22 protein-coding genes are annotated in these 26,721 nt (G+C 58.7%); 14 read left to right on the top strand and 8 right to left on the bottom strand.

Translation table 11 applies throughout. The features are described from left to right. Positions 1-6 precede the first annotated feature (6 nt). Together BMS17_RS03325 and BMS17_RS03320 are read left to right on the top strand one after the other, a co-directional pair. Entirely contained in the window at positions 7-1,785 is a 1,779-nt protein-coding gene (locus tag BMS17_RS03325) for an acyl-CoA dehydrogenase C-terminal domain-containing protein (RefSeq protein ID WP_046028025.1), read from the top strand. A gap of 104 nt (positions 1,786-1,889) precedes the next feature. Continuing rightward, positions 1,890-3,539, top strand: coding sequence for a fatty acid--CoA ligase (locus BMS17_RS03320; protein ID WP_046028024.1), 1,650 nt, complete (start codon positions 1,890-1,892; stop codon positions 3,537-3,539). Positions 3,540-3,659: 120 nt separating this feature from the next. Here the strand turns inward: BMS17_RS03320 and BMS17_RS03315 are convergent, their stop codons facing one another. Beyond that, positions 3,660-4,262, bottom strand: coding sequence for a TetR/AcrR family transcriptional regulator (locus BMS17_RS03315; protein ID WP_046028023.1), 603 nt, complete (start codon positions 4,260-4,262; stop codon positions 3,660-3,662). Between the two features lie 170 nt (positions 4,263-4,432). Between BMS17_RS03315 and BMS17_RS03310 the strand changes: the two genes are divergently transcribed. The 4 genes from BMS17_RS03310 (at position 4,433) to BMS17_RS03295 (ending at position 10,735) form a co-directional block, all read left to right on the top strand. Further along, a complete protein-coding gene (locus BMS17_RS03310) occupies positions 4,433-4,711 on the top strand; it encodes a LysR family transcriptional regulator (RefSeq protein WP_046028022.1) in 279 nt (92 codons plus the stop codon). Between the two features lie 142 nt (positions 4,712-4,853). Then, positions 4,854-6,113 (top strand): multidrug efflux RND transporter periplasmic adaptor subunit MexE, encoded by a 1,260-nt coding sequence (mexE, locus tag BMS17_RS03305; RefSeq protein WP_046028020.1) that lies wholly within the window; start codon positions 4,854-4,856, stop codon positions 6,111-6,113. A 12-nt stretch (positions 6,114-6,125) separates the two neighbouring features. Next, entirely contained in the window at positions 6,126-9,317 is a 3,192-nt protein-coding gene (locus BMS17_RS03300; RefSeq protein WP_077430413.1) for an efflux RND transporter permease subunit, read from the top strand. Then, positions 9,317-10,735 carry an efflux transporter outer membrane subunit gene (locus BMS17_RS03295; RefSeq protein WP_046028018.1) on the top strand — a complete coding sequence of 473 codons (1,419 nt, stop codon included), beginning with the start codon at positions 9,317-9,319 and terminating at the stop codon, positions 10,733-10,735. The genes BMS17_RS03300 and BMS17_RS03295 overlap by 1 nt, the downstream gene beginning before the upstream one ends. 93 nt (positions 10,736-10,828) lie before the next feature. On the opposite strand, the gene BMS17_RS30565 is transcribed toward BMS17_RS03295, so the two are convergent. Together BMS17_RS30565 and BMS17_RS03285 are read right to left on the bottom strand one after the other, a co-directional pair. Further along, entirely contained in the window at positions 10,829-11,035 is a 207-nt protein-coding gene (locus BMS17_RS30565) for a hypothetical protein (RefSeq protein WP_046028017.1), read from the bottom strand. Positions 11,036-11,269: 234 nt separating this feature from the next. Then, positions 11,270-12,373, bottom strand: a complete 1,104-nt coding sequence (locus tag BMS17_RS03285; RefSeq protein WP_077430412.1) for a hypothetical protein — start codon at positions 12,371-12,373, stop codon at positions 11,270-11,272. A gap of 359 nt (positions 12,374-12,732) precedes the next feature. Between BMS17_RS03285 and BMS17_RS03280 the strand changes: the two genes are divergently transcribed. The 6 genes from BMS17_RS03280 to BMS17_RS03255 all read left to right on the top strand — a co-directional run bounded on the left by BMS17_RS03280 (position 12,733) and on the right by BMS17_RS03255 (position 19,815). Then, a complete protein-coding gene (locus BMS17_RS03280) occupies positions 12,733-14,685 on the top strand; it encodes a hypothetical protein (RefSeq protein WP_139348058.1) in 1,953 nt (650 codons plus the stop codon). Between the two features lie 4 nt (positions 14,686-14,689). Further along, a complete protein-coding gene (locus BMS17_RS03275) occupies positions 14,690-16,132 on the top strand; it encodes an MBL fold metallo-hydrolase (protein WP_077430411.1) in 1,443 nt (480 codons plus the stop codon). 50 nt (positions 16,133-16,182) lie between these two features. Next, complete coding sequence (locus BMS17_RS03270; RefSeq protein ID WP_077430410.1) at positions 16,183-17,085, top strand: SH3 domain-containing protein; 903 nt, start codon at positions 16,183-16,185, stop codon at positions 17,083-17,085. A gap of 135 nt (positions 17,086-17,220) precedes the next feature. Beyond that, entirely contained in the window at positions 17,221-17,436 is a 216-nt protein-coding gene (locus tag BMS17_RS03265) for a molybdopterin-binding protein (protein WP_046028014.1), read from the top strand. Between the two features lie 116 nt (positions 17,437-17,552). After that, positions 17,553-18,572: an ABC transporter substrate-binding protein gene (locus BMS17_RS03260; RefSeq protein WP_077430409.1), complete on the top strand. Its 1,020-nt coding sequence runs from the start codon at positions 17,553-17,555 to the stop codon at positions 18,570-18,572. 16 nt (positions 18,573-18,588) lie between these two features. After that, on the top strand, positions 18,589-19,815 hold the full coding sequence (locus tag BMS17_RS03255; RefSeq protein ID WP_077432164.1) for an RtcB family protein: 1,227 nt from the start codon (positions 18,589-18,591) through the stop codon (positions 19,813-19,815). Between the two features lie 21 nt (positions 19,816-19,836). Here BMS17_RS03255 and BMS17_RS03250 read toward each other — a convergent pair whose 3' ends face one another. From BMS17_RS03250 to BMS17_RS03235, 4 genes are all read right to left on the bottom strand, one after another. After that, positions 19,837-20,265 carry a hypothetical protein gene (locus BMS17_RS03250; RefSeq protein ID WP_046028012.1) on the bottom strand — a complete coding sequence of 143 codons (429 nt, stop codon included), beginning with the start codon at positions 20,263-20,265 and terminating at the stop codon, positions 19,837-19,839. A 115-nt stretch (positions 20,266-20,380) separates the two neighbouring features. Then, positions 20,381-20,794, bottom strand: a complete 414-nt coding sequence (locus tag BMS17_RS03245; protein WP_046028011.1) for a VOC family protein — start codon at positions 20,792-20,794, stop codon at positions 20,381-20,383. A 183-nt stretch (positions 20,795-20,977) separates the two neighbouring features. Beyond that, a complete protein-coding gene (locus BMS17_RS03240) occupies positions 20,978-21,580 on the bottom strand; it encodes a TetR/AcrR family transcriptional regulator (RefSeq protein WP_077430408.1) in 603 nt (200 codons plus the stop codon). Then, positions 21,567-22,418, bottom strand: coding sequence for a 3-hydroxybutyryl-CoA dehydrogenase (locus BMS17_RS03235; RefSeq protein ID WP_077430407.1), 852 nt, complete (start codon positions 22,416-22,418; stop codon positions 21,567-21,569). The genes BMS17_RS03240 and BMS17_RS03235 overlap by 14 nt, the downstream gene beginning before the upstream one ends. 167 nt (positions 22,419-22,585) lie before the next feature. Between BMS17_RS03235 and BMS17_RS03230 the strand changes: the two genes are divergently transcribed. Both BMS17_RS03230 and BMS17_RS03225 read left to right on the top strand, forming a co-directional pair. Continuing rightward, complete coding sequence (locus tag BMS17_RS03230; protein ID WP_077430406.1) at positions 22,586-23,605, top strand: AraC family transcriptional regulator; 1,020 nt, start codon at positions 22,586-22,588, stop codon at positions 23,603-23,605. Then, positions 23,602-25,416 carry an ABC transporter ATP-binding protein gene (locus BMS17_RS03225; RefSeq protein ID WP_077430405.1) on the top strand — a complete coding sequence of 605 codons (1,815 nt, stop codon included), beginning with the start codon at positions 23,602-23,604 and terminating at the stop codon, positions 25,414-25,416. Before BMS17_RS03230 ends, BMS17_RS03225 begins: the two co-directional genes overlap by 4 nt. On the opposite strand, the gene BMS17_RS03220 is transcribed toward BMS17_RS03225, so the two are convergent. Beyond that, the gene (locus BMS17_RS03220) at positions 25,388-26,341 is read right to left on the bottom strand and encodes an alpha/beta hydrolase (RefSeq protein WP_046028005.1); all 954 of its coding nucleotides are present in this window, start codon (positions 26,339-26,341) and stop codon (positions 25,388-25,390) included. The two genes, BMS17_RS03225 and BMS17_RS03220, sit on opposite strands and share 29 nt — an antisense overlap. Between the last annotated feature and the right edge of the window lie 380 nt (positions 26,342-26,721).

The raw sequence follows: 26,721 nt of genomic DNA, 5'->3' as shown, positions 1-26,721 counted from the left end.
TTAAAGATGTCTGACTACAACGCTCCTCTGCGCGACATGCGCTTCGTACTCAACGAGGTTTTTCAGGTGTCCCGGCTGTGGGCCAGTTTGCCTGGCCTGGCTGAAGTGATCGATGAAGAAACCGCTGCCGCGATCCTCGAAGAGGCCGGCAAAATCAGCGGCGAAGTCATTGCACCCTTGAACCGTGCCAGCGACGAACAAGGTTGTACCTGGAACAACGGCTCGGTCAGCGCACCGGACGGTTTTGCGCAGGCGTACCAGGCATTCGCCGAGGGCGGTTGGGTCGGTGTCGGCGGTGATCCGCACTACGGTGGCATGGGCATGCCAAAGGCCATTTCCGCGCAGGTCGAAGAGATGGTCAACGCGGCCAGCCTGTCGTTCGGCCTGTACCCGATGTTGACCGCCGGCGCGTGCCTGTCGATCAAGGCCCACGCCAGTGAAGAACTGAAAGCGACGTACCTGCCGAACATGTACGCCGGCACCTGGACCGGTTCGATGTGCCTGACCGAGGCCCATGCCGGCACCGATCTGGGCTTGATCCGCACCAAGGCCGAACCTCAGGCCGACGGCAGCTATGCGATCAGCGGCAGCAAGATTTTCATCACCGGTGGCGACCACGACCTGACGGAAAACATCATCCATCTGGTCCTGGCCCGCCTGCCGGATGCACCGGCGGGGCCTAAAGGCATTTCCCTGTTCCTGGTGCCGAAAGTACTGGTCAATGCCGACGGTTCACTGGGCGAAAAAAACGCCCTGTCGTGCGGCTCCATCGAGCACAAGATGGGCATCAAGGCCTCCGCTACCTGCGTCATGAACTTTGACGGCGCGAAAGGCTGGATCGTCGACGCGCCGAACAAAGGCCTGGCGGCGATGTTCACCATGATGAATTACGAACGCCTGGGTGTGGGTATCCAGGGCCTGGCACAGGGTGAGCGCTCGTATCAGAACGCCGTCGCCTATGCCCGTGACCGCCTGCAAAGTCGTGCGCCGACCGGCGCGCAATGCAAAGACAAATCCGCCGACCCGATCATCGTCCACCCGGACGTGCGCCGCATGCTGCTGACCATGAAAGCCTTGAACGAAGGCGGTCGTGCATTCTCGACGTACGTGGCCATGCAACTGGACACCGCCAAGTACAGCGAAGACGAAACGACCCGCAAGCGTGCTGAAGAATTGGTGGCGTTGCTGACGCCGGTGGCCAAGGCGTTTCTCACCGACATGGGCCTGGAGACCACGATTCACGGTCAGCAAGTCTTCGGCGGCCATGGCTACATTCGCGAGTGGGGCCAGGAGCAACTGGTGCGCGACGTACGCATCACGCAGATCTACGAAGGCACCAACGGCATCCAGTCGCTGGACCTGGCCGGGCGCAAGATCGTCGCCAGCGGCGGGGCGCTCTATCGTCTGTTCGCTTCGGAAATTCGCGACTTCACCGCCAACGCCAGTGCTGACCTTGGCGAGTTCACCAAGCCGTTGAACGCCGCGCTGGACACCCTCGACGAATTGACCGAGTGGTTGCTGGACCGGGCGAAAAACAACCCGAACGAAATCGGTGCAGCCTCGGTCGAGTACCTGCATGTGTTCGGCTACACCGCCTACGCCTACATGTGGGCGCTGATGGCCAAGGCCGCCCTGAGCGCGCCTTCCGAGGACGACTTCTACGCGAGCAAGCTCGGCACCGCGCGTTTCTACTTCGCCCGGTTGTTGCCGCGCATCCATTCGTTGAGCGCGTCGGCCCAGGCCGGCAGCGAATGCCTCTACGAACTGGATGCAGAGCAGTTCTGATCGCCATGCCCCCGCGACTTCCGGCCTAGCGCCGGAAGTCGAATGCAACCGTGTGCATCACGGGGCATTGAGCCAACGCTAAAAAGGACCAGGAACCCCCAACCATGATGGCGACAAAAATAATCCCGCCCGCCGACGGCGCCTATGCCTATCCCTTGCTGATCAAACAGCTCTTGCTGTCCGGTGTGCGCTACGAGCCGGGCCGGGAAATCGTGTATGCCGACAAACTGCGCTACAGCTACCAGACGCTCAACCAGCGTATCCGCCGGCTGGCCAATGCCCTGACGGCGGCCGGCGTCAAGGCTGGCGACACCGTGGCATTGCTCGACTGGGACAGCCATCGCTACCTGGAGTGCTTCTTCGCCGTGCCGATGATCGGCGCGGTGCTGCACACGGTGAACATCCGTCTTTCGCCGGACCAGGTGCTCTTCACCATGAACCACGCCGAAGACGATGTGGTGCTGGTGCATGATGATTTCCTGCCGTTGCTGGAGCCGATCCAGGACAAACTCACCACCGTCAAACGCTACGTGCAATTGACGGACGATTCGGCGACCGATACCTCATTACCGGTGTTGGGCGAGTATGAGCACCTGCTGTCCCAGGCCTCAGACCAGTACGACTTCCCCGATTTCGACGAGAACTCGGTGGCGACGCTGTTCTACACCACCGGTACCACCGGCGACCCGAAAGGGGTGTATTTCACCCATCGCCAATTGGTCTTGCACACGTTGAATGCCGTCGCCACGCTGGGCGTTTATCAAGGTCAGCCACTGCTGCGTTCCGATGACGTGTACATGCCCATCACGCCGATGTTTCACGTGCATGCGTGGGGTGTGCCGTATGTCGCGACACTGATGGGCATCAAGCAGGTCTATCCCGGCCGCTACGAACCCAACAGCCTGGTCAAACTCTTCCGCGAAGAAAAGGTCACGTTCTCCCACTGCGTACCGACCATTTTGCAAATGATCCTGAACTGCGAGGCGGCCAAACAGACCCGTTTCGACGGTTGGAAAATGCTCCTGGGCGGCAGCGCGTTGACCCTGGGGATTGCCAGCGAGGCGAGCGCCAAAGGGATTGCGGTGCACTGCGGTTACGGCATGTCGGAAACCTGCCCACTGCTGTGCCTGACTTACCTGCGTGAAGACGACCTTGCGCAATCCACCGAGGAGCAACTGGCCACCCGCATCAAGACCGGGACACCGGTGCCGATGGTTGACCTGAAAATCATCGATGCCAGTGGCAATGACGTTGTCCATGACGGTGAGTCCCTTGGGGAAATCGTGGTCCGCGCGCCCTGGCTGACCCAAGGCTATTTGCATGAGCCCGAAAAGGGTGCCGAGCTGTGGCAGGGCGGTTGGCTGCACACCGGCGACATGGCTTCCATCGACCCGTTGGGCGGGGTGGAAATCAAAGACCGAATCAAGGATGTGATCAAGACCGGGGGCGAGTGGATCAGCTCCCTGGAGCTGGAGAGCCTGATCAGCGAGCACGAGGCGGTGATGTCCGTCGCGGTCGTCGGCATTGTCGATGAACAGTGGGGCGAACGGCCCATGGCGCTGGTGGTGTGCGAACCGGGGCAGTATCTGGATCGTAAAATCCTTGAAGCGCATCTTCAAGGCTTTGTCGAGAGTGGCCGCATCAACAAATGGGCGATCCCCAAGCAGTTCAAGTTCGTGGCTGAAATCCCCAAGACCAGTGTGGGGAAAATCAACAAGAAGCTCATTCGCGAACACGCGTTGGCTGAAGGTTGAGGCCACCGGGAGTTGGCTGGACGCGGACTTCCCGGGGTAGTAAATGAACGTGGCGTGAGGGCAACCTCACGCCACGTTTTTTTTGCTCGCATCCATTTGCCGGCAAATTTGATACCCCATTCAGTCCTCATCCGTTGAGCGACGTTTCACCGCCCGTTCTTTTGGAGGAGGGCTGGCAGGCCAGGCACTGATGACCGACTGCAAGACCTGCTGTGACAACTCGGGTTTGTCCAGGGCCCTGGCAATGAGCATTGCGCCAGCGATTGCGGACAGGATTCGCAGCGACTCCTTGTACTTCTCCTCATGGTTTTCGCCTTCGACAAGCACCATCAGCGTTTCGATCAAGCGCTCGACGCCTTTGGTGAACGAGCTGCTGACCGTGCCGCCGGTTCGGGCGACGTCAGCGGCCAGTGCGGGGATGGGGCAGCCTTCGGTCCAGTTATCCATGTGGCTTTGCGTCAGGTAGCCCTCAATCAGCGCCGGTATGGATTTAGCGTTTTGCCAATCCTGGATGTTGGACTCGAACGTGCGGCTGACGGCTTCTGAAGCCAGCTGTTCCTTGCCCCCTGGAAACTGTCCGTAGAAGCCGCCGTGGGTCAGGCCGACTGAACGCGACAGTTCGCCGATGCCGATCCCGTCGATGCCTTTTTCCCGGTACAAGCGGGACGCGGCAGTGAGGATCGCCTCTTTGTTGGCTGCTGCCTGGTCTTTCGTGACTTTCATGAACGGCTCCTGTCGCCGAACGGGCCTTGCCAAGGCCACGTGTCGCTGAGATGTTGTTATTTATTATGTTCGTCATATAAGATCGCCGCAATGGCTTTGTCGGTGTCGGCGAATGTCTGGCGACTCCCGAGCCGCTGGCTCATGCCACAACACTCTACGTGGGCTGATCTATGCAACGTAATGATCTTCGCAGTATCGATTTGAATCTGCTGGTGGTTTTCGAAGCGCTCATGCAGGAGCGCAGTGTCAGCCGTGCCGCGAAGAAACTGTCGCTCGGACAACCGGCGGTCAGCGGATCCCTGGTGCGATTGCGAAGGCTGTTCAACGACCCATTGTTTGAGCGCCACGGACGCACCATGGTGCCCACCGCGCGGGCGTTGTGTGCGGCGCAGACGCTGGGGCCAGCGCTGGATTCTGTGTGTCATGCGCTGGCGAATAACAAGGCTTGAACCGGGGTAAGTCTCTTTTTTTGCCTTTAAACATGACGATAATCATTTAAGTTGATACCCAACTTCACTCCGTTCAATTCGTCGATACCTCGCGCGAGGTCGAGAATCCGGAAATTCCTAAACCGTCTGGCGGACACCCCCCATGGAACAGTCACTGAAACCTTTGCGTTATCCCCTTGCTGTGTTGGCTCTGACGGTCCTCACCGCGTGTGATCGAACACCCAACGCCGCTCAGGCTCCGGGAGCGCCGCACGTCACCGTCGCCAAAGTGCTTGAGCAACCCATCACTGAATGGGATGAAGTGACTGCCCGTCTGGAAGCACCGGAAACCGTTGAGGTCCGCCCACGGGTTTCCGGTCAGATCGAACGTGTTGCCTTTACCGACGGTGTGCTGGTGAAGAAAGGCGATTTGCTGTTCCAGATTGACCCGCGTCCGTTCGAACACGAAGTCCATCGTATCGAAGCGCAGCTGCAACAGGCTCGCGCCACGCTGGTTCGCACCGGTAATGAAGCGCAGCGTGGTCAGCGTCTGTTGAGCAGCAACGCCATTTCCGCCGAGCTGGCTGACACCCGCACCACCACCGCGCAAGAAGCCAAGGCCGGTGCCGATGCCATTCAGGCGCAGTTGGACCTTGCACGCCTGAACCTCAGTTTCACCCGCGTCACCGCCCCGATTTCCGGCCGTGTCAGCCGTGCTGAAATCACCGCCGGCAACATCGTGACAGCCGACACCACACCCCTGACCAGCGTGGTCTCCACCGACAAGGTCTATGCCTATTTCGATGCAGACGAACGCTTGTTCCTCAAATACAGCCAGCTCTCGCGCCAAGGGCAACGCAGTCAAACCACCCCCGTGTACATGGGCCTGTCGAACGAGGAGGGCAACAGCCACCTCGGACAAATGAGCTTCGTCGACAACCGGGTCAATCCCAAGACCGGCACCATTCGTGGTCGCGCGGTGTTCGACAATGCTGACGGCCAATACACCCCGGGCTTGTATGCCCGGTTGAAGCTGGTGGGCAGCGCAGCCTATGCCGGCCTGCTGATCAAGGACGAAGCGGTGGGCACCGACCTGGGCAAGAAGTTCGTGCTGGTGATCGATCAGGACAACAAGGCCGTGTACCGCAGCGTCGATCTTGGGCCGAAGCTCGAAGGTTTGCGCATCGTGCGCAGCGGCTTGCAGAAAGAGGACCGCATCGTCATCAACGGCCTGCAACGGGTTCGCCCTGGCGCTGTGGTCGCCCCGCAGGATGCGCCGATGGCCGATGCGGAAACCGTCGCGACCCTGAACCGTCAACGTCAGGCCATCGAGGCGGGCAATCAACCTGCCGCTCCGTCCTCGATCTCAGACAAATCACCGGCGCTGGTGAAAACGGATGCGTCCGTTTCACCTCGCGGATAAGAGAACACCGCCATGAAATTCTCTCAGTTCTTTATCACGCGGCCGATCTTCGCGGCGGTGCTGTCGCTGCTGATCCTGATCGCCGGGGTGATCTCGCTGTTCCAGCTACCGATCAGCGAATACCCCGAAGTGGTGCCGCCGACGGTGGTCGTGCATGCCAACTACCCGGGGGCCAACCCCAAGGTCATCGGTGAAACCGTTGCGGCGCCGCTCGAACAAGCCATCACCGGCGTCGAGAACATGCTGTACATGTCCTCGCAGTCCACCGCTGACGGCAGACTGACGCTCACCGTGACGTTCGCATTGGGCACTGACCTGGACAACGCTCAGGTCCAGGTACAAAACCGTGTGACCCGCACCGAACCCAAGCTGCCCGAGGAAGTCACGCGCATCGGTATCACGGTCGACAAAGCTTCTCCCGAGCTGACTTTGCTGGTGCATCTGGTCTCGCCGGACAAGCGCTACGACATGCTCTACCTGTCCAATTACGCGATCCTCAACGTCAAGGATGAGCTGGCGCGCCTGGACGGTATTGGTGACGTGAAGATGTTCGGTATCGGCGACTACTCGCTGCGAATCTGGCTTGACCCTCAGAAAACCTCGTCGCGCAATCTCACCGCTATCGATGTGGTCAACGCGGTACGCGAGCAGAACCGTCAGGTCGCGGCCGGGCAACTGGGGTCACCGCCCGCGCCCAATGCCACAAGTTTCCAGATGTCGATCAACTCTCAGGGGCGGTTGGTCACCGAAGAAGAGTTCGAAAACGTCATCGTCCGCGCGGGCAGTAACGGTGAAATTACCCGCCTCAAAGACATCGCCCGGGTCGAGCTTGGTTCCAACCAATACGCGTTGCGCGCCTTCCTCAACAACCAGGAAGCGGTGGCGATGCCGATCTTCCAGCGCCCGGGCTCCAATGCCATCGACATCTCCGACCAGGTGCGGGCGAAGATGGCCGAGTTGAAGAGAAACTTCCCGGAAGGCATGGACTACGAGATCGTCTACGACCCGACCATCTTCGTGCGCAGCTCGATTGAAGCCGTGGTTCATACCCTGTTTGAAGCACTGATCCTCGTGGTGCTGGTGGTGATTCTGTTCCTGCAAACCTGGCGCGCCTCGATCATTCCACTGGTCGCGGTACCGGTGTCGTTGATCGGCACATTCGCCGTGATGCACTTGCTCGGATTCTCGCTCAACGCCCTGTCGCTGTTCGGTCTGGTACTGGCCATCGGGATCGTCGTCGACGATGCGATCGTGGTGGTGGAGAACGTCGAGCGCAACATCGAGTCGGGGCTTGAACCGATCGAGGCGACCAAAAAAGCCATGGGCGAGGTGACGGGGCCGATCATCGCCACGGCCTTGGTGTTGTGCGCGGTGTTCGTACCGGCAGCGTTTATTTCCGGCTTGACCGGACAGTTCTATAAACAGTTCGCGTTGACCATTGCCATTTCGACGGTGATCTCGGCGTTCAACTCCCTGACCTTGTCGCCCGCATTGGCTGCGGTCCTGCTCAAGGCCCACGGCGCGCCAAAAGACCGTTTCTCCCGGGTGCTGGATCGTGTGCTCGGTGGCTGGTTGTTCAAACCGTTCAACCGGTTCTTCGACAAGGCCAGTCACGGCTATGTGGTTGCCGTGGCCAAAATCATCCGCGGCAGCAGTGTGGCCTTGCTGGTTTACGCCGGACTGATCGCGATGACGTACTTGGGCTTCAGCACGACCCCGACCGGTTTCGTGCCGACCCAGGATAAAAAATACCTGGTGACCTTTGCGCAATTGCCAGATGCGGCCAGCCTTGATCGCACCGAGTCGGTGATCCGTCGCATGAGCACCATCGCGATGAACGAGCCGGGTTTCGACAGCGCCGTGGCATTCCCGGGTTTGTCGATCAACGGTTTCACCAACAGCCCCAACGCCGGTATCGCGTTCATCGGCTTGCGGCCCTTCGATGAACGCAAGGATCCTAGCCTGTCTGCCGGGGCGATTTCCGCTTCATTGAACGGCAAGTTCGGCAGCATCCAGGACGCTTACATTGCGGTGTTTCCGCCACCACCGGTTCAAGGCCTGGGCACTATTGGCGGGTTCCGCCTGCAGATCGAAGACCGGGGCAACCTGGGTTATGACGAGCTGTACAAAGAAACCATGAACATCATCACCAAGAGTCGCAGCGTGCCGGAGCTGGCCAACCTGTTCACCAGCTACACGGTCAATGTGCCGCAAGTCGAGGCGGCCATCGACCGAGAAAAAGCCAAGACCCACGGCGTCGCGATCAGTGAAATTTTCGACACGTTGCAGGTCTATCTCGGCTCGCTGTATGCCAATGACTTCAACCGTTTCGGTCGTACCTATCAGGTCAATGTTCAGGCCGAGCAACAGTTCCGTCAGGAACCCGAGCAAATCGGTCAGTTGAAGGTGCGCAATGACCGCGGCGAGATGATCCCGTTGGCCACTTTCGTCAACGTCAGCCCGACGTCCGGGCCGGATCGGGTCTCGCACTACAACGGTTTCGTCACCGCGGAAATCAACGGCAGCGCAGCCCCTGGCTACAGCTCCGGCCAGGCGCAGGCCGCGATTGAAAAGCTGCTCAAGGAAGAACTGCCCAATGGCATGACCTACGAGTGGACCGACCTGACCTTCCAGCAGATTTTGTCGGGCAATACGGCGCTGCTGGTGTTCCCGCTCTGCGTGCTGTTGGCGTTCCTGGTACTGGCTGCGTTGTATGAAAGCTGGAGCCTGCCGCTGGCGGTGATCCTGATCGTCCCGATGACCCTGCTGTCGGCGATTGCCGGGGTGATCATTTCCAAGGGCGACAACAACATCTTCACCCAGATCGGCTTGATCGTACTGGTAGGCCTGGCCTGCAAGAACGCGATTCTGATAGTCGAGTTCGCCAAGGACAGACAAGAGCAAGGCATGTCGCCGCTGGAGGCTGTCCTGGATGCTTGCCGCATGCGTCTGCGACCGATCCTGATGACCTCGTTCGCGTTCATCATGGGGGTGATCCCGCTGGTGACGTCCACCGGTGCCGGTTCGGAAATGCGCCGGGCCATGGGGGTGGCGGTGTTCTCCGGGATGCTCGGTGTGACGTTCTTCGGATTGCTGTTGACCCCGGTTTTCTTTGTCCTGATTCGTCGCTACATCGAGCGCAAAAACGCGCGCCAAGTCACCCATGTCCACCCGGCAAACGCTTCGAATTCGGAGGCACACTGATGAATGCTTCAACGCTTTTTTTACCCGGTCTTCTGGTCGCTGCGCTCGCCGCCTGCACGGTTGGCCCCGATTACAAAACACCTGACACGGCACCTGCGAATGTCGTCTCGGCACAGACCAGCAACTATGATCAAACTCATTTCGAGACGGTGTGGTGGCGGCAGTTTGACGACCCCACACTCAACCAACTGGTGAGCAAATCCCTTGAGGGCAACCGCAATCTGCGGGTCGCTTTCGCTCGCTGGAAAGCAGCCCGTGCGATTCGTGATGACATCAGCAACGACAACTTACCGGTCGTCACCAGCCGCGTGAGCAGCCATCAGGGCAAGGCACAAGTGCCAGGGCAGACCGAAAACCGCGTCAATACCGAGCGTTATGACCTGGGCCTGGACATGGCGTGGGAAGTCGATCTGTTTGGCCGGATCCAGCGTCAACTGGAGTCCAGCGACGCTCAGGAAGACGCCGTGGCCGCCGACCTGTATCAACTTCGCGTGACCATGATTGCCGAGTTGGTCGATGCCTATGGGCAGTTACGGGGCGCGCAACTGCGGGAAAAAATAGCCTTGGCCAACCTCAAAAATCAGCAAGACTCGCGCACTGTGACAGTCAGCCTGCGTGATGCCGGGGTGGGCAATGAACTCGACGTGGTGCGTGCCGATGCCCGGTTGGCTGCTGTCGAGGCGACGGTGCCGCAACTGCAAGCGGAGCAGGTACGGCAGAAAAACCGCATCGCTACGCTCTTGGGCGAGCGCCCGGATACATTGAGCGTGTCGTTGGAGCCGGCCGACTTGCCAGCGATCGCCAAAGCACTGCCGATAGGCAATCCCGCCGAGTTACTGCGCCGGCGTCCTGATGTCCTTGCCGCCGAGCGCAGACTGGCGTCCGCCACGGCGGATATCGGCGTGGCCACCGCCGATTTGTTCCCTCGGGTCAGCTTGAGCGGGTTTCTCGGTTTCACCGCGAGTCGCGGTTCGCAAATAGGTTCCAGTGCCGCCCGGGCATGGGGACTGGGCCCGAGCATTACCTGGGCGGCCTTTGATCTGGGCAGTGTGCGAGCGCGCATTCGCGGTGCCAATGCCAACGCAGAAGGCGCCTTGGCCACTTATGAGCAGCAAGTGCTGCTGGCGCTGGAAGAATCTGAAAATGCGTTCAGCGACTATGGCAAACGCCAACAACGCTTGCTCTCGTTGATCAAGCAAAGCGAGTCGAGCCGTGCAGCGGCGGACCTGGCGGCGATCCAGTACCAGGAAGGGACGGTGGACTACCTGGTTTTGCTGGATGCACAGCGCGAGCGACTCAATGCCGAGGATGCTCAGGCGCTGGGTGAGACTGAACAGTATCGAGGGATCGTCGCTATCTACAAATCGTTGGGCGGTGGTTGGGACAGCGGTGAAAACAAGGTCGCGCGACTGGATTGAGTGGCCCGACTCCCTGGGCAGTGGCAGGCAAAGGTGAGGGCGCGCGGAGTGGTCACCAACCGGTTGGTGCCACTCCTCGCCAAACAATCACTGTCAGAGCGAGTAACCAGGTGCCTGTCCGAGATGATTGTCCTGAGCGCCAGCAATCAAGTGCATTGGAATGTGAGGTTGTTCTTCCAGGGAGGGGACTTCGAAGCTCCCCACAATTTGAACGTGCCGCTCACTCACCGCGATCGACTCTACTGCCTGTGCTTTTGCCATTCTCGCGTGGTTCGCTGCGATTTCACTGAGGGTTGACACGTTAAATCTCCGGTGACTCACCAAGCGTTTCGCTGGGGTCCTTAAGCGTTAATTGGATGGCCGTTGCGTCAGAATTACGTCGTTTCTGGGATGCCAGATCGGCCTTTGCAAACCCCAAGCCAGAACTCTGGCGCGTTGAGCGCCAGGTTTCCCTATGCGACGAATGGTTGTAAACACTCGGTAACTTGCCCCTACTCGGCTGCCAACGAGGCCTTACTACCCTGTCTCGCACCATCAAAGAGTGACCTCAAAATCAACGATGGCACCTGCGGCAAATACATAGGAGCGGGGAGTGGGGGTGTACTCCTCTTTCTCTTCCTTTTTCTTCAGCAACACCCCGGAAGCATCGCAATAAATGACTTCATCGTGCTCGTTTACGCCGCGAATGATGAATGTGTATTCAAAACCCGGATCAACCTCGATGCCGGCAGTCATCGGCACGCGCTCGACATCACGCCAAAAGTACTTCGCGAGACGTTGCAAGACGTTTTGTGGACGAATCACACCCATTAATCGTTGAGGCGTGCTGCCATCGACCACCGGTGTTGATTGTTGTGTAATTTCCACGATTCTTTCCGCAAGATTCCGGTGTACTTTCAAGGCGACCCAAGCCTTGGTCTTTGGCGGCTTCGGCGCGATGTTTTCAGCCTTGCGATTTTGTCGCAAGTTCAGGGCGACCATCAGTGAGTTGACGCTTGCACTACCACCGGCAAGTACGAGTGCCGTCAGGAATCGTGTTTCAAAACTGGATGTTACCTGCGAAATATAGATGTTCATCAAGTCGGCAACGAAGTCGATGTTGAAACTTTTAATGATGAGATAAGCAGCAAGAAACATCACGACCGTGCGAACGCCGCGTCCATCAAAGAACTCCAGGAAGACTCGCCAGTTGAACACCACGGCGAATGCCGATTCGAGTATCACTGCCAATATGAGCATTGCAAAAAGAAGCCGCGTTGTCTTGCCGATCAATGCGGGGTCTTGCGCAGTCGGAGTATTGGTAATTTCTAACAGGTTGGTTTTTGACGTTTCGCCTTGCTTAAAAGTGATGGGCACTTCGCCTGTTGAAGGAGGCGGGTTCGCGGCGGTATAGATCAGAACCCAGTAATTGCTGGGTGTGCCAGTGGTGAGTACCCGTGCACCTGCAGGTGCTGTGCCCTCAATTTTGATCTCTTCGTTGCCTTGCGCCACGATGATCGTGGCGCCGGGTTGTACAAACAAGCGGGCGACTTCAGCCTTTGCGGGCATGGCGATCGCCAGCCATGCGAGCAATGACAAGACGAATGCCGACAGCCAGTGATACTTGAAGTTCGCTGCTGTTAAGTGGGTGGGCCACATCGATACTGCTCCTTCTTAGTTGAGGGGGACTCATGCAGCATCGAGCGCTGACCCGGTTCATGCGAACGCTGATGAAAATATAATCGCAAGTGGTGAATTAGCAAATTATGCGCAGGGATATAAACGCCGGTGTAAAGGTAACTTATCACTTGCTTTTCAATATTTTGCTGGTAATAGAACGCATAGCGAAATTTCATATGCCTTTCTTTGACATCAATCACTAAGCGCTCTTGACTGGTAGTCAATTGCCAATGGCTGATCCGAAGCCCGGCCACTTATATCGAGTTATGGCTCTGTTCCCAGTTGGCAGTTTCTCGCGTTGTTGAATTTAAACGGTTAGTCAGACAAGGAGATCGAGTGTGGACAAGTCCGACTACGCACCACCGGCCATGCGCAAACTGCGGGTGTATGCATTCGACCCACAAGCCTCGACTCAAATGGACACGGTGCGGATCAACCACGCCACCATCGAATTGCCATGGGAGCAGCGTTGGGAACCCGATATCTTGCCGGGACCGGTGAACGAGTACCTGGAGGTCATTGATGTCGATCCTACCAGCGGCCAGTTCTACAAACCGGTTAACTTGAATGACCCGCATGTGTTGGCCCAGGATGGCATCGCGCCTTCGGAGGGCGACCCGCGTTTCCATCAGCAAATGGTCTTCGCCGTTGCGATGAAAACCATCAAATTGTTCGAGCGGGCACTGGGGCGCAAAGTGTTCTGGTCACCCAGAGCTATCGAGGATAAGCGGACAAAGAAGCTGACCTACGGCTATGTCCGCCGGTTACGTATTTATCCTCACGCCTTACGCGAAGCGAATGCCTACTACAGCCCGGCAAAAAAGGCGTTGTTGTTCGGTTACTTCAAGGCATCACTGAGCAACGCCGGGGTGAACTTGCCGGGTGGCTGGATATTCACGGCGTTGTCCCACGATATTGTCGCGCATGAAACCACGCACGCCATTCTGGATGGCTTGCACCGTCGTTACATCGAATCCACCAGCGTTGATAGCCTGGCGTTTCACGAAGCCTTCGCCGACATCGTTGCACTGTTGATGCATTTTACGTTGCCGGAAGTGGTGTCCAGTCAGTTGGCCGCGCGCCGTGGGGATCTGACCGAGCGTTCCTGGTTGAGCGGCCTGGCCCGTCAGTTCGGCGAGGCGTCGGGGCGCTACTCGGCATTGCGCGATGCAATCGACGAAAAGGGCAAGGACGGCTTGCCTGACCCTACGCGGCTTGCACAATTGAGCGAGCCCCATGAACGCGGCGCGATACTGGTCGCCGCTGTGTTCGACGCATTCATCACCATTTACGAGCAACGTACGACCGATCTTTTTCGGCTGGCAGGGCATGACAAGGCATCGACGGCCAACCTGTCGACCGAATTGATCGCACGCCTGACCCGCGAAGCCGTGAAGGCTGCCGATCATGTCCTGAGGATGTGCATTCGTGCATTGGACTATTTGCCACCCGTGGATGTGCACTTCGGCGAGTTTCTGCGGGCCATTGTCACCGCCGATAACGACCTTGTACCGGACGACCGCATGCACTATCGCCTGGCAGTTATCCAGGCGTTCCGTCGGCGCGGCATTTTTCCGGACAAATGCTTATCACTGGCGCCGGACAGTTTGCTCTGGGAATCATTGAAGGGTTATCAGACAGAAGAGCTTTCCCTGACCGCCGATGACCTGCTGGCCTTTCAGGCACCGCCCAAATCCAATTGGCCAGGTGGCTCACTTGATTTAACGCCGCAGTACCTGCGGGGCAATGCATTTCTCCAGTCCGAGCACAATCGTCAAGTGGTGTGGAACTGGCTGATGGAAGAGTCAGACCATGACGCTGAATGGGAGAAGGTCTTGGGGATTTTCTTCATGGCCCATCCCGACGCAACCAAGAAGCAAGGGGCGTTGTTTGTAGGATGGGATGGTGTTCAACCTGCCGTGGAGGTGCATTCGGTCCGCACGTGTCGCAGGGCCGGGCCGGACGGGCAGGACCTTCGGCAACTGGTCGTGGAAATTACCCAGCGCCGTCGCGGTTACTTCGACAGCGCGCAACAACTCAAGGAAGACCAGCAAGCCCCGCGCAAGGATGATCGCCGTTCCTATGACTTCACGTTCCGAGGGGGCGCGACACTGATCATTGACCTGCGTGATGGCACCCTGCGCTATGTCATCCGCAAGCGCATCGATGACGATGAACGTCTGGATGCCCAGAGGCGCTTCCTGCAAACCGGCAACGACTCTCTGGCCATGACTTATCGAGAACCGCGCGCGGACGATAACCCCTTTGCCATGACCCACCGTGGAGTCTGACGCCATGACCAATGCAGATTTGCAGGGCAAGGTGGCGATTCGCATGTACCGCGGGATTTTGGGCGACTGCTTTCTGCTTCGCTATCTGGACGCCGGGATCACCCGCCACATCTTGATCGACTGCGGTGTGCTTCAAGGGGTGACGGGGGCCAAACAGACAATGACGCGTATTGTCGACGACCTTCAAAAAACCACTGGCGGCTTGCTCGACCTGGTGGTGGTAACCCACGAGCATCACGATCACACGAGCGGCTTCCTGTATGAGCAAGCGCGCTTTTTTGGTGATGATTTTCGCATCGGTGAACTCTGGCTGGCCTGGACCGAGAACTCGAATGATTCCCAGGCCGTCGCACTGCACGCCCGATTCAAAAAGGCGAAAGTGGCGTTGGCGGGTGTCGTCGGCCTTAGCGGGCGTGGCACCCCATTGCACCAGGATGCACGAATCCAGACCGTGCACGGTCTGTCGGCCTTCATCGACCCGCCGGCCAGTAAAGAAAAAGACAAGCGCACGACCATCGAGAAGCTCAAGGACAAGGCCGGATCGAAAGTGACCCGGTACCTGGAACCCGGTGATGTTGTGCGACCCGCCGCCATCGACGCGCTCAAGGCGTATGTCATGGGGCCACCGCGATCCGAAGAGCGCTTGCGCAAGGATTTGCCGAGCAAGGGGGCGGGGAAAGAGGTGTACATGACCAGCCTGGATGAGGCCATGGCGCTGGAGGAACGCACGCTGCGACTCAAAGGCGAGGTTCCGGACAATGTCGACTCACCCTTCGCGCCGCCTTATCAGCGACCTTTCTCCAGGGTCGCAGATGAAACGGATACCCATGGCGGGGGGGATGAAGAGTCGAGCAGCGTCGAGCAGCGCTATTTTGGCAGCGTTGACCAATGGCGCTGCATTGAGGACGAATGGCTGGACGGCGCGGAAACCCTGGCCCTGAAAATGGATTCGGACACCAACAACACCAGTCTGGTCCTGGCGTTCGAGTTGCCGGACGGCCAGATCCTGCTCTTTCCAGGCGATGCCCAGGTGGGCAACTGGCTGTCCTGGGGCGACCAGACTTACCCCAAAGACGCTATGTCAGGGAAGCCTCTGCCGCTGACCCGAGACGACATCCTCGCTCGGGCCACGCTTTACAAAGTCGGCCACCATTGCAGCCATAACGCCACTGCTCGTGCCGCAGGATTGGAAAAGATGAATGATTCCAGGTTGGTGGCGATGATCCCGGTGGTCGCCGATGTGGCGAAAGGCAATGACTGGAATATGCCTTACCCGGATCTCCTGAGTGCCTTGCAGCAACGTACCAGACAGCGGATCGTTTCCGGGGATGGAAACCCTGCAAGCGAAATCAAGGCCTTCGCCAACTCACCGACGGATCCGGCTAACCCGGTCACGTTAAGTTATGCGCCCGATGAGTTGTGGGTGGAGTTATTGATCCCGTACTGAATTCACCTCACCTCACCCCGACCAATGACCAACAGGTACAGGAGGTAGCGATGTCTTCGTATACAGTGACGGCCAGTACCCTCAACTTACGCAGCGAACCGAGTGTTGCACCGAAAAATCGACTGGCTACTTTGCCCCAAGGGCAAAAGGTCGAGAAGCTGGGAGTGCACAGTACCCAAACTGACTGGTGGCAGGTCAGCACGATGCTCAATGGTGTGTCGGTTACGGGGTATGTAAACAGTCAATACCTTGCGCCCGAAGGCGCCCCCGACAATCTCCCTGCCGCTACATCTATCAGTCCTGCTCACCTGACACCCAAACACCCAATACTGCGCTCAGCAGCCGAGGGGCGGGCGTTCCCCTTGAACGAAAACGGTATGCCATCTCGTGCGCAGGGCAGTGCAACGGAAAAAGTCCGGGACTTGCATCGCATCATCGAGTGGTTGGGGGTGGCCAGTAACCCGCGCTATACGAAGTCAAAAAGTGAAACTTACTGCAATATCTACGCTTACGACTTTTGCTGCCTTGCCGGGGTTTATCTGCCTCGTGTCTGGTGGACCCGCAAAGCCATTGCCGAACTCGCCAAAGGCAATCCTGTCGCGGTGCAGTACGAAAAGACTGTGAGCGAGTTAAGTGCAAACAGCTTGAACAATTGGTTTGAGGAGTTCGGCAGTGATTTTGGCTGGACGCGATCATTCGATATCAATGAGGTTCAAGAAGCTGCAAACGCTGGAAGTGTCTGTTTCATTTCAGGTCAGCGAGTTGACTTGAACCAATCGGGCCATATCTGTGCGGTCGTTCCAGAAACGGATGATCATCGCGCGCAGAGAAAAAACGGCGTGGTGGTGACCCCTTTGCAGAGTCAGGCAGGCAGCAACAATTTCAGCTATGGCGGGGTGGTCTGGTGGACGGCCAGCAAATTCAGGCGCTTTTCATTCTGGATTCATCCCTGAGCGTTTTCAGTATTTATATGCAAAAAAGGAATAAATAGATAATTATTTATTCCTTTTGTTGTTTGTGCGGGTGGTGCACTTTGAGGGCCTGCACCTTCGTACGCAGGTGCCCGACATCAGACAGGAAGCCTCAACATGACCATCAAAGCGATCAACGTCCGCAACCAGTTCAAAGGCGTCATCAAGGAAATCGTACAAGGCGAAGTGGTGTCCGAAATCGACGTGCAAACCGCCTCCGGAATCGTCACCTCAGTGATTACGACACGCTCGGTGCGCGATCTTGAATTGCAAGTGGGCAGCGAAGTGATTGCCTTCGTTAAATCCACCGAGGTCTCGATCGCCAAGCTCTGAATTCGTCAGCCAGTTCAGCCATCACGCACTTCGTAGCAGCAGGCTTCGCCAGTTGCTACGGATTGCGTCATTCCTTAACTTATCGGCATTGGCGTTTCCGTCACCCCGAGGTTTTCATGACGACACTTTTCAAGCGCTCCACGTTGACCTTATTGGCCACTTCCGTGGCGGCGGTGAGTGCGTTACTCAGCCCCGTTGTTCAGGCCGAAGGCACCATCAGCATTGCCCAGCAATTTGGTATCGGTTACCTGATTCTGGATGTGGTCCGTGACCAGCAACTCATCGAGAAACAGGGCAAGGAGCAGGGGCTCGACATCAAGGTCGACTGGAGCAGTATTTCCGGGGCCACGGCGATGAACGAGGCGCTGCTGGCTGGCGCGCTGGATGTGGTGTCTGCGGGTGTCCCGCCGATGCTGACGATCTGGGATCGGACCATGGGCAAACAAAACGTCAAGGCGATCGCTTCGCTGGGGTCGATGCCCAACTACCTGCTGACCAACAATCCGCAGGTTAAAACGCTCGAAGACTTCACTGAAAAGGATCGCATCGCCGTACCGGCAGCGGGTGTCGGTTTCCAGTCGCGCACCCTGCAGATTGAAACGGCCAGACAGTTTGGCGCGGACAACTTCAAAAAATTTGACGACATTTCGATCAGCCTGGCCCACCCGGACGCGACAGCGGCGCTGATCGCCGGCGGTTCGGAAATCAACGCGCATTTTTCCAGCCCGCCGTTCCAGTACCAGGAATTGCAGAGCCCCAACGTGCACAAAGTGCTGAGTTCCTACGACATATTGGGTGGCCAGGCCACGTTTAACGTGCTGTACACCACTGAAAAATTCCACGATGAGAACCCGAAAACCTACAAGGCGTTTTACGCCGCACTGGCCGAGGCCGAACAGATTATCAAGGCTGACAAGCCCGCAGCCGCGCAGACCTATATCCGCGTGGAGCAATCGAAACTATCCTTGCCATTGGTTGAGAAAATCGTCGCCGACCCGGAAATCGACTTTACCGTGGTGCCACAGCGAACCTATATCTACGCCGAGAAACTGCAGGCGTTGGGTGTGCTGAAAAACAAGGCTGGCAGCTGGAAAGACTACTTCTTCGAGGAAGCACATGGCGGTGCAGGCAGTTGAGAGCAAACCGGACATCATGCAAGAACAGACCTACCAACGGCTGGACGTCGCCCACGGCAAACCGATCAAGCTCTGGACCGAAGGCGTCCCGGTTGAAGACGCCGCCAAACAGCAATTGATCAACACCGCCAGGATGCCGTTCATCTTCAAGCATCTGGCGGTCATGCCTGACGTGCATTTGGGCAAAGGCTCGACCATCGGCAGCGTCATTCCAACTCAAGGCGCGATCATTCCGGCCGCGGTCGGTGTGGACATCGGTTGCGGCATGATCGCCGCGTGCACGACGCTGACCGCCAGGGATTTACCCGACAACCTGCATGGTTTGCGTTGCGCCATCGAGAAAGCGGTGCCCCATGGCCGCACCGGTGGCCGTGGCGCTCGCGACAAAGGCGCCTGGGACAACGTGCCGAAACAGGCCGATCAGGCGTGGTCAGCACTGGCCTCGCGCTTCAAGGCGATCACCGACAAGTACCCGAAGCTCGCCCAGACCAACAACCGTGGGCATTTGGGCACATTGGGCAGCGGCAATCACTTCATCGAGGTGTGCCTGGATGAAACCGACCGCGTCTGGTTCATGTTGCACAGTGGTTCCCGAGGTGTCGGCAACGCCATTGGCAACCTGTTCATTCAACTGGCCCAGGCGGATATGCGCGAGCACCTCGCCAACCTGCCGGACCGCGACCTGGCGTACTTCAAGGAAGGCAGCCGGCACTTCAACGACTACGTCGAAGCGGTAGGCTGGGCACAGGATTTCGCCAGGCAAAATCGCGCGTTGATGATGCACGCGGTGATCCAGGCGACCCGGCAAGTGATCAAAAAACCTTTCGAGGCTGCGCTGGAAGCGGTGAACTGTCACCACAACTACGTGCAAAAAGAGCGGCACTTCGGCGAGGACATCCTGGTAACCCGCAAAGGGGCGGTGTCGGCGAAGAAGGGCGAGCTGGGGATTATTCCCGGGTCGATGGGCGCGAAAAGCTTCATCGTTCGCGGCCTCGGCAACGAGCAATCATTCTGTTCCTGCAGCCACGGTGCCGGCCGCACCATGAGCCGCACCCAGGCGAAAAACCGGTTCACCGTCGACGATCAGATTCGCGCCACCGCCCACGTGGAATGCCGCAAGGATGCTGCGGTCATCGATGAGATTCCGATGGCCTACAAGAACATCGACGACGTGATGCATGCCCAGCGCGAACTGGTCGAAGTGCTGCACACCTTGCGTCAGGTGGTCTGCGTCAAGGGCTGAGCACTTCGACTGATCGCCAGATCACTTGTACTTGATCACGATGCCTTTGAGTTTGCGTCCCTGAATCGTTTCAATGTCGCGGCTCCACAGCGGTCCGCTGACATAAGCGCCGACCGTCCCGATTTGGTCATAAACCACCACCACGGCATCACCGCCGAGCTTGGCGGTTTCTTCTTTCAGTTTTTCTTCGACTTGGGTAATCGGCGGGGCAGGGTCGATGCTGGCGTCGATCAATACTTCACCCAATCGAACAAACGGGCGAGCGGGCGCAGCACGCAGCACCACCACTTCGGCGGCCAGTGTCGGCGCGGGATGTTCCACACCGACATACGCGGTGGTTTGGGCATCAATCGTGGCGCAACCGTTGAGCGCCAGCAGGGCGCCGACAAGGCCGCCCGCCAGCAACGTCATTTTGCAGCGGGTGGACCAGGGGGTGACTGGGGCAGGCATAGCGGCTTTCCTCCGAACAATCCGTTGCCACGTGGCTAGTTGACGGTAGCAGACGGTCCGGGAGATGCCAGAAAGCCCAACCGCTACCGGCCGCGCTTTCTGATGCCTTGTCGTCTCACTGGTCTTTCTCGCAATTGACCATCCACGACACACCGAAGCGATCCACCAGCATGCCGAAACGCGCCGCCCAGAATGTCTTTTCCAGCGGCATCTGCACGTTGCCGTCTTCCGACAAGGCAGCGAAGACGCGTTCCGCTTCAGCGATGCTGTCTACATTCAATGAGATGGAACACCCGCTCATGTCCTCCGTGGGCCGGTCCGGGGTGGTGTCCGAGCCCATGATCGCCTGATCGCCCACCACCAGGCGGGTGTGAAGGATCAGGTCGTGGAGGTCTGTCGGCACGTGTTCGCCGGCCGGTGTTTCACCGAACGTCAACATGGCTTCGATTTCGCCGGGCAGGCTTTGCGCATAGAAAGTAAAGGCTGCTTTGCAGTTGCCATTGAAGATCAGGTAAGGATTGATTTTCATGTTTTACTCCCGGTCACGGAAGGAGGCGGAGGGTGGCGGACTCAGTGCCGGCTCCGCAGTGATTGAACACAAACAGCAAAGCGTTAGAGGGCGGGTTTGGCAAAATTCGTTTAGACGTTTTTTCTATTGAAACGCGGCGTTTTATGGCTTCGGGTATGCGCGACCAGACATTGCGTCAGGTTTTCAGGCCACTGCGCGTGGCGCCGAAGGCCGCAGCAAGCGTTCGATGGCGCCGCTCACCAGGTTTTCCAGCATTTCATCGCGCTCATGGTCATTCAGCGGATGTTGCATCAGCCAACCGGGGGCACTGTTGAGCAAGTTGGCGATGGCGTGCGCTGTGGCACGTTGCGCCTGTTCGCCGACCCGGGTTTTGCTGCCGAGCATCAGCAGCAACCGGTGTTCGTATTGTTCGCGCAATTGCCGGACTCGCGCCTGTTGCTCGTCATTGAGGCAACCGCTGTCGCGTTCCGCCAGGCGAAAATGCCAGGGCATTTCCCGGTGCAAATTCAAATGCGCGCGGATCAGCAGCTGCAGCTTGTCGCGTTTCGCCGAGCCCTTTTGATCGAGGCGGTCCAGGGTCGACAGCAGCTCTTCGTAGAACTCTTCGATCAAGTCGAGCAGCAAGTGCTGCTTGCTCGGGTAATGGTGGTACAACGAGCCCGGGGAGAGCCCCAGGCACGTCGCCAGCTCACGCATGCCGACCTGACCGAAACCCTTGCTGGCGAACAACTCCAGCACGGTGTCCCGGTATTCGGCAAAGCGCGAGCAACGCTCAGGCATAGGCATGGAAGCCACGTCCTGTCTTGCGCCCCAGATAGCCGGCGGCAACCATTTCCTTGAGCAACGGAGCAGGGCGGTATTTGCTGTCGTTAAAGCCGTCGTAGAAGGCTTCCATGATGGCCAGCAGGGTATCCAGACCGATCAGGTCCGCCAGGGCCAGCGGGCCGATTGGCTGGTTGCAGCCCAGGCGCATGCCGGCGTCGATATCCTCGGCACTGGCCAGGCCTTCCTGAAGCACCAGAACGGCTTCGTTGATCATCGGCACCAGAATCCGGTTAACCACGAAACCCGGGCGGTTGCCGGCGGTGATCGCGGTTTTGCCCAGGGTGGTCGCCATGTCCAGGGCCAGCGCATGCGTGGCATCGCTGGTTTGCAGGCCGCGAATCACTTCAATCAGGCCCATCACCGGCACCGGGTTGAAGAAATGCAGGCCGATGAAGCGCTCAGGTTGGCTGACGCTGGCGGCCAGTTGAGTAATCGACAGCGACGACGTGTTGGAGGCAATCACGCACTCGGCACTGACCTGCGCGGCAATTTGTTGCAGCACGCGCAATTTCAAGTCGAGGTTTTCGGTGGCCGCTTCGATCACCAGTTGCGCGTTCTGCAGGCTGGCGTAATCGGTGCTGGTGCGAATCTTGTCGAGGGCGGCGAGTTTCTGCTCCTGGCTCAGCGTTTCCTTGGCGACCTGACGATCAAGGTTTTTGCCGACGGTCGCCAGGGCCTTTTGCAGGGCACTCTCGGAAATATCGATCAGGGTCACGTTGAAGCCGGCCAGCGCACAGACCTGCGCAATCCCGTTGCCCATGGTGCCCGCGCCGATCACCCCAATGTTTTGCAGATTCATGTTCCCGTCCTTACGGTCAAACCTTGCGATACCTTGGCCGTTGCTACGGTCGAAGGCGTACTATTGGCCGCGAGTCTAGAACCGGCAGGTCGGTTGTCCTATGCCGCAACTGTTCAACGGTGCTGGTGTTTTTTGCCATTTCAAGTGATAGGGAGCGAAACGTTCACATGCGGGAAAAGGACTCGGTCGCGGTTTATTTCGTGCAGGCAATGATCCATGCGCTGGCGCAGCATCCACAGCGCCTGAACGCAGCGTTGGAACAGGCCGGTATCGACCCGGCGTTGATGGATCAGCCTACGGCGCGGGTGCCGGCCAGCGCGTTTGCCGCGCTGTGGCTGATTCAGATCCGTGAGTTGGACGACGAGTTTTTCCGCCTCGACTCCCATGGCATGCCGCCGGGCAGTTTCGCCTTGATCTGTCGCGCCTTGATTCAGGAACCCGACCTGCACAAAGCCATGCGCCAGTGCCTGGCCAATTTCGCCCTGTTCCTGCGCGACTTTCGTGGCACGCTGACCGTGCGCGGCAAGCGCGCGATCATCAGCCTCGACACCCACGCGCAAAACGACGACGTCAGCCGTTTTGGCGAAGAGACGTTCCTGGTGCTGATGATCAGCCTGTTGTGCTGGCTGGGCGGGCGGCGCATCCCCATCGACCGCGCGGACTTTCGTCACGAGCGCGTTTCCCTCAGCGACGACCGTTTGTTGTGGGGCCCCAACCTGACCTTCGGTGCCGAGCGCACCGAAATCGAATTCGCCAGCCATTACCTGCGCCTGCCGGTGGTGCAGGACCTGGCTTCACTCAAAGTCTTCCTGCGCACGGCCCCGCAATGGCTGGTGATCCGTTTCCGCAACCAGCATGGCCTTGCCTCGCAAGTCCACCAGCGCTTGCGCAACAGCGATTACAGCGAGTGGCCGACCTTGCAGGATTTCGCCCTGGAACAACACCTGAGCCCCAGCACCTTTCGCCGCAAACTGGAGCGCGAAGGATGCTCGTATCAAGAGATCAAGGATGAAGTGCGCCGCGGCGTTGCCTTTGAGCAGTTGCGTGAGAGCCGCGCGAGCATCAGCGACATCGCTGAACAACTGGGCTTCCAGGAACCGAGCGCGTTCCATCGGGCGTTCAAGAAGTGGACGGGGGAGAGTCCGGGGCGGTATAGGGCGCGGTTTCAGGTGGAGTGTCCGGATTGAACCTTGCTGTTGACCGCCTCACCACCTTACTCGACCAGGCCCGACGCGCTCTGCTGCTGGTCTGGGGCACCTCTCGCGGTCTATTCCTGGGCCTGGTCCTCGCCACCCTGATCGCCGGCGTACTCCCGGCGCTGGCCGCATGGCTGGGACAGCGCATTGTCGACGCGGTGGTCCACGCGATGCAGTTGCATGCGCAGCAGGGTAGTGCGCCATTGTGGCCGGTGGTGCGTTATGTGTTGTTGGAGGCGGGGGTGTTGGCGTTGTTGTCGGCGACTCAACGGGCATTGTCGGTTCAGCAGTCGCTGTTACGCGTGCAGTTGGGGCAGAAGGTCAACACGATGATTCTGGAAAAAGCCCAGACGTTGTCGTTGGTGCAGTTCGAGAACTCCGAGTTTTACGACAAGCTGGTACGGGTGCGGCGCGAGGCTTCGACGCGGCCGCTGGCGCTGGTGATGAAGTCGTTGGGGCTGATCCAGAACCTGATTGTGCTGATCAGCTTTGGCGTGTTGCTGGTGCACTTTTCACCGTGGGCGCTGGTGCTGTTGGTGGTGGGTGCATTACCGGTGTTCTTCGCCGAAGCGCATTTTTCCGGGGATGCTTTTCGGCTGTTCACGCGTCGGGCGCCCGAGAGTCGGCAGCAGACTTACATTGAGACGCTGCTCTCCCACGAGGGCTATATCAAAGAGGTCAAACTGTTCGGCTTCGCGCCGCTGTTGTTGCAGCGTTACCGCGACACGTTTGCCCGTCTCTACGCCGAAGACCGTCGCTTGACGTTGCGTCGTGATAGCTGGGGATTTGTCCTCGGCCTGCTCGGTACAGCGGCGTTTTACCTGGCCTATGCGTGGGTGGTGGTCGATGCCGTTCACGGCAACATCAGCCTGGGGCAAATGACCATGTACCTGGTGTTGTTCAAACAGGGGCAAACCGCGGTCAGCAGCAGTTTGAGCGCCATCAGTGGTCTGTATGAAGACGGTCTGTACCTGTCCAGCCTTTATGAATACCTGGCCGAACCGGTGGTTGCCGATTCCGGGTATCTCACCGAGGGTGCCGTGCCCGGCGATGGTCTGCGTTTCGAGAGCGTCGGCTTCCGTTATCCGGGGGCGAGTCGTGCGGCGCTGGAAGGCATCGACCTGCACCTGGTTCCTGGGCGCAGTCTGGCGCTGGTGGGGGAGAACGGGTCGGGCAAGACTACGCTGATCAAATTGCTGACCCGCCTGTATCGGCCCGATCAGGGCCGAATCCTGCTCGACGGCAGTGACTTGCAGGCATGGAAAGAGGACGCGCTGCGCCAGCGCATCGGGGTGATTTTTCAGGATTACATCCGCTACCAATTCTCGGTCGGCGAAAACATCGGCGTCGGCGACACGCTGGCGTTCAACGATGAACAGCGCTGGCAAGACGCAGCGGCGCAGGGCATGGCCGCGCCGTTCATCGAGCGTCTGGATCGAGGGTATGCCACGCAGTTGGGACGCTGGTTTGCCGGTGGGCAGGAGCTGTCCGGCGGGCAGTGGCAAAAGATCGCGCTATCGCGCGCCTACATGCGTCGCGACGCCGACATCCTGATTCTCGACGAGCCGACATCAGCCCTCGACCCGGCAGCGGAAGCGGCGGTGTTCGAGCATTTCAGCGAGCACACCGAAGACCGGATGACGTTGCTGATTTCCCACCGGTTTTCCAGCGTGCGTAACGCCGATCACATCATCGTGCTGGACCAGGGGACCATCCTCGAACGTGGCGATCACGACACGCTGGTGAACGCCGGTGGGCGCTACGCGCAGCTATTCAACCTGCAAGCCCGGGGTTACCGCTAGGCCCGGCCACTTGCGTTGGTTTGGTTTTCATCAAGCGCTCGATGGCCTGGCGATACAGCGTACCGCCCAGACTCATGCTGTTGTTGTGCGTCCCGCCGGGCACCAGCAGCAGGCGCTTGGGTTCATTGGCGGCGTTGAACAATTGCTGGCTGAAGCGCGACGGCATGAACGCATCGGCCAGGCCATGGACCACCAGCAGCGGCATGTTGATGTCGACGATCTTGTCGATGGAATCGAATTTCTGCGACACCAGCCAACGCACCGGCAGCCAGTTCACCGGCAGGTTGCTGTTGGCCACTTGGGCCACGGCATCGCCCAGCGAAGTGAACGTGGACTCGATCACCAGGCCGCGCACCGGCACCTCGGCGTGTTGTTTTTTTGCTTGTGCGGCCAGGTCTGCCGCGAGGTCGATGGCCACTGCGCCGCCCAGGGAGTGGCCGTAGATCAGGCGCTTATTGGCGTCTGGTTGCATCTGGGTGAAGCGCTCCCAGGCAACGCGGGCGTCTTCGTAGACACTGGCTTCGGACGGCAAATCACCTTTGCTCTGGCCAAATCCACGGTAATCGATGGCCAGCACTGAATAGCCCATGGCGCGCAATTGCTCGATGCGAAACGCCTGGCCCGTAAGGTTCCAGCGCACTCCGTGCAGGTAGAGGATCGACGGTGCATCACGGCGTGCGGCCGGCCACCACCACGCATGCAGGTTTTGCCCGGCCTTGAAACTGGCGGGTTTGATGTCGAACTCCTGGACATCGCTCGGCAAGCCGCGATACCAGCCTGCCGTGCCCGGTTCGATGCGAAACAACAGCTCGCGCTCTTTGTACTTGAGCACGCCGCAACTCACTGGCAGGCCAACGATCACTAGGGCCATGCACAGCAGCGGCAGCCAGCGTCGGCGAAAGCGATTCATCAAACTCGACAACATGCGGCGTCCGGAAAGTGGGCAGGAAAGGACGGTTTTTAACAGATGCATGCCGGGGGTGGGAACAATTTCGACGGTCGTAGGAAACTGGGTGGTGAATTATAGCGCCCCCATCGCGAGCAAGCCCGGCTCCTACAGTGTTCACAAAACCACTAATGAAATGGCTACCCCCGCTGCCCCCTGTGATCGCCCACTAAGCTTTCACAGGGGGCTCATCGGAGATCATTGCCATGAACAACGTAGCTATTGCCGCCATCGACCTCGGAAAACACTCCTTTCATCTGCATGCCCAAGATGATCGCGGCCACGAGGTTCACCGCAAAAAGTTTACGCGGGCAGCGCTCACCCAATATCTGGCGAAACTGGAGCCCTGCACCGTCGTG

The organism is Pseudomonas sp. C9, from assembly GCF_002000165.1.
GTDB lineage: Bacteria > Pseudomonadota > Gammaproteobacteria > Pseudomonadales > Pseudomonadaceae > Aquipseudomonas.
Note: the sequence above shows the minus strand (reverse complement) of the source record. Positions and strands in the feature narration are given on the sequence as shown.

Bases quoted from the DNA above. Each gene is read 5' to 3' on its own strand.
- BMS17_RS03220 (WP_046028005.1), bottom strand. From the start codon at position 26,341: ATGTTGTCGAGTTTGATGAATCGCTTTCGCCGACGCTGGCTGCCGCTG.
- BMS17_RS03315 (WP_046028023.1), bottom strand. From the start codon at position 4,262: ATGAAAGTCACGAAAGACCAGGCAGCAGCCAACAAAGAGGCGATCCTC.
- mexE (WP_046028020.1), top strand. From the start codon at position 4,854: ATGGAACAGTCACTGAAACCTTTGCGTTATCCCCTTGCTGTGTTGGCT.
- BMS17_RS03235 (WP_077430407.1), bottom strand. From the start codon at position 22,418: ATGAATCTGCAAAACATTGGGGTGATCGGCGCGGGCACCATGGGCAAC.
- BMS17_RS03270 (WP_077430410.1), top strand. From the start codon at position 16,183: ATGTCTTCGTATACAGTGACGGCCAGTACCCTCAACTTACGCAGCGAA.
- BMS17_RS03325 (WP_046028025.1), top strand. From the start codon at position 7: ATGTCTGACTACAACGCTCCTCTGCGCGACATGCGCTTCGTACTCAAC.
- BMS17_RS03240 (WP_077430408.1), bottom strand. From the start codon at position 21,580: ATGCCTATGCCTGAGCGTTGCTCGCGCTTTGCCGAATACCGGGACACC.
- BMS17_RS03295 (WP_046028018.1), top strand. From the start codon at position 9,317: ATGAATGCTTCAACGCTTTTTTTACCCGGTCTTCTGGTCGCTGCGCTC.
- BMS17_RS03265 (WP_046028014.1), top strand. From the start codon at position 17,221: ATGACCATCAAAGCGATCAACGTCCGCAACCAGTTCAAAGGCGTCATC.
- BMS17_RS03260 (WP_077430409.1), top strand. From the start codon at position 17,553: ATGACGACACTTTTCAAGCGCTCCACGTTGACCTTATTGGCCACTTCC.
- BMS17_RS03285 (WP_077430412.1), bottom strand. From the start codon at position 12,373: ATGTGGCCCACCCACTTAACAGCAGCGAACTTCAAGTATCACTGGCTG.
- BMS17_RS03275 (WP_077430411.1), top strand. From the start codon at position 14,690: ATGACCAATGCAGATTTGCAGGGCAAGGTGGCGATTCGCATGTACCGC.
- BMS17_RS03255 (WP_077432164.1), top strand. From the start codon at position 18,589: ATGCAAGAACAGACCTACCAACGGCTGGACGTCGCCCACGGCAAACCG.
- BMS17_RS03230 (WP_077430406.1), top strand. From the start codon at position 22,586: ATGCGGGAAAAGGACTCGGTCGCGGTTTATTTCGTGCAGGCAATGATC.
- BMS17_RS03320 (WP_046028024.1), top strand. From the start codon at position 1,890: ATGATGGCGACAAAAATAATCCCGCCCGCCGACGGCGCCTATGCCTAT.
- BMS17_RS03300 (WP_077430413.1), top strand. From the start codon at position 6,126: ATGAAATTCTCTCAGTTCTTTATCACGCGGCCGATCTTCGCGGCGGTG.
- BMS17_RS03250 (WP_046028012.1), bottom strand. From the start codon at position 20,265: ATGCCTGCCCCAGTCACCCCCTGGTCCACCCGCTGCAAAATGACGTTG.
- BMS17_RS03245 (WP_046028011.1), bottom strand. From the start codon at position 20,794: ATGAAAATCAATCCTTACCTGATCTTCAATGGCAACTGCAAAGCAGCC.
- BMS17_RS03310 (WP_046028022.1), top strand. From the start codon at position 4,433: ATGCAACGTAATGATCTTCGCAGTATCGATTTGAATCTGCTGGTGGTT.